This window comes from Ruegeria sp. BHSB058 (assembly GCF_059613285.1).
In genome coordinates this window covers 1-2,956 of the sequence record NZ_JBXWSF010000162.1, presented here as the reverse complement: position 1 = coordinate 2,956, position 2,956 = coordinate 1, and the positions used below count along the sequence as shown (strand labels likewise).

The following is a 2,956-nucleotide window of genomic DNA, read 5'->3' as shown; positions in this document are numbered from 1 at the left end:
CAATTTCGCGGAATGCGTGACGCTGGAACAATTCGACCCGCGTACCGAGCAGATGCAAAAGATCACCCTGTCACCGGAACAGGTGCGCGATCTCGCGGCGGCGCTGGATTTGCCCGAGGGCGTATACCAGATCCGCGAAACGCCTCCTCAGGGATCATAGGCAAAGACCTTGTCGCGTGCGGTCTGACCGCGCTTGAGCGTAAGATGCGACGGGGCGATTCCCATAGCCGCGGCCAGCAATGCGCGAATCGCGGCGTTGGCCTTGCCGTCCTCGGGCGGCGAGGTCACTGATATGCGCAATGTGCCACCTTCCCAGAACACCCGGTCGCGCGCGGCATTGGGCGTTGCCCGGATGGCAAATTCGGCGCCCGGCGTCGCCAAATGCGACAGGTCGGGCAGATCCTTGAGCTTCGGTTTGGCCATCGCGGTCAATTGCCTTTCCTCTGAGCTTTGGGCTCGGGCACCCATGCACACTGAATGTGCCCGAAGCCTTTGACCATGGTGCCCGCTGGATTTTGCAGGCACTTTGACCAAACGCAAGCCAGCCGCACCAAGGAATGTCGCCAGCCCTGCACTTTTAACCTTGAAACCCGGCCCTGCCTGACCGAGATACAGGGGGCTTATGTAAAAAGGCTTCACATATGACGCTGAAAAACCCTGCAGCCCTTGATTTTCTGCTGACGCGCCGATCGCGCCCAGCCAAGACTCTGATTGCCCCGGCACCCACACGCGAGCAGTTGCGACCGCTGCTGAATGCAGCCGCCCGTAGCCCCGATCACGGAAAGCTGGAGCCATGGCGCTTTGTGGTTATAGAGAAAGGGGCGATGGCCCGGCTCGCGGGTTTGGTCGAACAGCGCGGCAAGGCCCTGGGCAAGTCGCCCGAAGATATCACCAAGGCGCGCAGCCAGTTTGATCAGGGCCTTCTTGCCGTGGCCGTGATCGAGGTACAGAAGCCATCGGACAAGGTGCCGTCCATCGAGCAAAGCTATTCAACAGGGGCGGTTTGCCTGTCGCTGCTCAACGCGGCGCTGGCGGCTGGCTGGGGGGCGAACTGGTTGTCGGGCTGGCCGTCGCATGACTCTGAATTCCGCCAACAGGCGCTGGGGCTGGCCGAGAACGAGCGCATTGCCGGCCTTGTTCATATCGCCACCGAAAGCGCAGCCCCACCCGAACGCCCCCGCCCCGATGTTGCGGCCATCACGGAATGGGTATCGGAATGATCATCATCAACTCGTTTTTCATGGCGCTGGGGCAATTGGGCGATCCGCGATTCCGCAAGGTACTGCTGCTGGGCGTCGGGCTGACATTTGCCTTGCTGATCGGGGCCTATGCCGGGTTCCTGTGGCTGATCAACACTCTGATCGGTGAGCACGTGACCGTGCCGATTTTGGGCGAGGTGACGTGGCTCAACGATCTGGCGAGCGTTTCGTCATTTTTGCTGATGATGGTGCTGTCGGTGTTCCTGATGGTGCCGGTGGCCTCGGCCATTACCTCGATGTTTCTCGACGAAGTGGCGCAGGCGGTCGAGGACAGGCACTATCCCGGACTGCCTGCGGTGCCGGGGGTTCCATTCACCGACGCCTTGACCGACACGGTGAGCTTTCTGGGCGTGCTGATCGTCGCAAACTTGCTGGCGCTTATCCTTTATGCCCTGTTCACACCGCTTGCGCCGTTCATTTTCTGGGGCATGAACGGGTTTCTGCTGGGGCGGGAATATTTCACGCTGGCGGCGATGCGGCGACTGGGGCGGGAAGGGGCGCGCAAGCTCAGGTCGCAGCACATGGCGACCATCTGGATCGCAGGAACACTGATGGCCATTCCGCTGTCAGTGCCGCTGATCAACCTGTTGATCCCGATCCTTGGCGCGGCAACCTTTACCCACATCTATCATGGTGTGGCGGCGTCCCAAAGGTAGCCGCCCACGGTTTTCATTCGACCGGCGGCAACCGGTTCATCCAGTCGAAATCCCGCACCGAGATCACGCCGGAAATTATGATCCCGGCGATGATCACCCACAGAACGATCGTGATTCCGGTGGTGATCCAAGCCTTTTTCTTCAGGTGATGTTCCTCGGGCGCGCCCGCATGGGTGCCGGGGACAATATCGCCCAGATCGCCCTGTGTCCGGATACGGATCGGCAGGACGATGAGAAACGTCATGAACCAGATGACGGCAAACAGAACCAGGCCAGCGGTGATCGTCATGTAGAAACCTCCGAAGCGGCTGGCTCAGACCTGTTCCAGTTCGACCAGGCAGCCGTTGAAATCCTTGGGGTGCAGGAACAGTACAGGCTTGCCGTGGGCGCCGATCTTGGGCTCGCCCGATCCCAGCACCCGCGCACCGGTCTCCTTGAGGTGGTCGCGGGCGGAGATGATGTCCTCGACCTCATAACAGACGTGGTGAATACCGCCCGAGGGGTTCTTTTCCAGAAAGCCTTTGATCGGGCTGTCCTCGCCCAGCGGATAAAGCAGCTCGATCTTGGTGTTGGGCAGCTCGATGAACACGACAGTTACGCCATGATCGGGTTCGTCCTGCGGCGTGCCGACCTTGGCGCCAAGCGCAGTACGGTATTGCGCCGATGCGGCTTCCAGATCCGGCACGGCAATGGCGACATGATTCAAACGACCGATCATTCTTGTCCTCCTCGATCCATCGGGTTGTGGCGGTTATGGGGGCTGCGGCGACCTAGGGCAAGTGCGCCAAAGCGCCCATTAACCCTGTGTTAGCCGCCTTTGCCTAGCGTCGGGACGTCTGTTTGAAAGGAGCCTCGCCATGGATGATTCGGATCCCTTTGCCGTCCCGCACCTGACCGTCGGTAACAGACGGCCGCTTTTGGGGTTGACGGTTCTGGTGGTCGAGGACAGCCGATACACGAGTGAGGCGTTGCGACTGATGTGCCTGCGCAGCGGCGCCCGCATCCGACGTGCGGATTGCCTGACATCGGCGCGCCGCCACC

6 protein-coding genes and 1 pseudogene are annotated in these 2,956 nt (G+C 60.9%); 4 read left to right on the top strand and 3 right to left on the bottom strand.

The window, feature by feature from the left end:
• A partial coding sequence (locus AC2FNB_RS20915; RefSeq protein WP_496748660.1) for a DUF8831 family protein occupies positions 1–160 on the top strand: 160 nt, incomplete at its 5' end.
• On the opposite strand, the gene AC2FNB_RS20910 is transcribed toward AC2FNB_RS20915, so the two are convergent.
• Positions 148–423: a DUF167 domain-containing protein gene (locus AC2FNB_RS20910; RefSeq protein ID WP_480749583.1), complete on the bottom strand. Its 276-nt coding sequence runs from the start codon at positions 421–423 to the stop codon at positions 148–150. The genes AC2FNB_RS20915 and AC2FNB_RS20910 overlap by 13 nt on opposite strands.
• A 218-nt stretch (positions 424–641) precedes the next feature.
• Here AC2FNB_RS20910 and AC2FNB_RS20905 point away from each other — a divergent pair, with 218 nt between their 5' ends.
• Both AC2FNB_RS20905 and AC2FNB_RS20900 read left to right on the top strand, forming a co-directional pair.
• On the top strand, positions 642–1,220 hold the full coding sequence (locus AC2FNB_RS20905; protein ID WP_496748659.1) for a nitroreductase family protein: 579 nt from the start codon (positions 642–644) through the stop codon (positions 1,218–1,220).
• Positions 1,217–1,915, top strand: coding sequence for an EI24 domain-containing protein (locus tag AC2FNB_RS20900; protein ID WP_496748658.1), 699 nt, complete (start codon positions 1,217–1,219; stop codon positions 1,913–1,915). Before AC2FNB_RS20905 ends, AC2FNB_RS20900 begins: the two co-directional genes overlap by 4 nt.
• A gap of 13 nt (positions 1,916–1,928) precedes the next feature.
• Here AC2FNB_RS20900 and AC2FNB_RS20895 read toward each other — a convergent pair whose 3' ends face one another.
• Both AC2FNB_RS20895 and mce read right to left on the bottom strand, forming a co-directional pair.
• A complete protein-coding gene (locus tag AC2FNB_RS20895) occupies positions 1,929–2,204 on the bottom strand; it encodes a DUF1467 family protein (protein WP_480749476.1) in 276 nt (91 codons plus the stop codon).
• 24 nt (positions 2,205–2,228) lie between these two features.
• A complete protein-coding gene (gene mce, locus AC2FNB_RS20890; protein WP_496748657.1) occupies positions 2,229–2,633 on the bottom strand; it encodes a methylmalonyl-CoA epimerase in 405 nt (134 codons plus the stop codon).
• 139 nt (positions 2,634–2,772) lie between these two features.
• Between mce and AC2FNB_RS20885 the strand changes: the two are divergent.
• Positions 2,773–2,956, top strand: a pseudogene (locus AC2FNB_RS20885) (response regulator); the annotation flags it as partial.